2 tRNA genes and 1 rRNA gene are annotated in these 513 nt (G+C 48.7%); all 3 read left to right on the forward strand.

The window, feature by feature from the left end:
- A 16S ribosomal RNA gene (locus CAF63_RS28170) occupies positions 1 to 69 on the forward strand; the annotation flags it as partial.
- A gap of 81 nt (positions 70 to 150) precedes the next feature.
- A tRNA-Ile gene (locus CAF63_RS28175) sits at positions 151 to 227 on the forward strand.
- 30 nt (positions 228 to 257) lie between these two features.
- A tRNA-Ala gene (locus CAF63_RS28180) sits at positions 258 to 333 on the forward strand.
- Positions 334 to 513: the final 180 nt, after the last annotated feature.

Consider the following 513-nt stretch of genomic DNA (forward strand, 5'->3'; position numbering starts at 1 on the left):
TGATTCATGACTGGGGTGAAGTCGTAACAAGGTAGCCGTAGGGGAACCTGCGGCTGGATCACCTCCTTAATCGACGACATCAGCTGCTTCATAAGCTCCCACACGAATTGCTTGATTCATTGAAGAAGACGAAAGAAGCAGCCCGAAATTGGGTCTGTAGCTCAGTTGGTTAGAGCGCACCCCTGATAAGGGTGAGGTCGGCAGTTCGAATCTGCCCAGACCCACCAATTTTGTGTGGGAAACGCCTGTAGAAATACGGGGCCATAGCTCAGCTGGGAGAGCGCCTGCCTTGCACGCAGGAGGTCAGCGGTTCGATCCCGCTTGGCTCCACCACTACTGCTTCTGAAGTAAGAGCTTAGAAATGAGCATTCCATCGCTGTGATGGTGAATGTTGATTTCTAGTCTTTGACTAGTTCGTTCTTTAAAAATTTGGGTATGTGATAGAAAGATAGACTGATGGCCACTTTCACTGGTGGTGATCAGGCTAAGGTAAAATTTGTGAGTTCTCTTAGT

It is taken from the genome of Pseudomonas sp. B20(2017) (assembly GCF_002113125.1).
Classification (GTDB): Bacteria; Pseudomonadota; Gammaproteobacteria; order Pseudomonadales; family Pseudomonadaceae; genus Aquipseudomonas.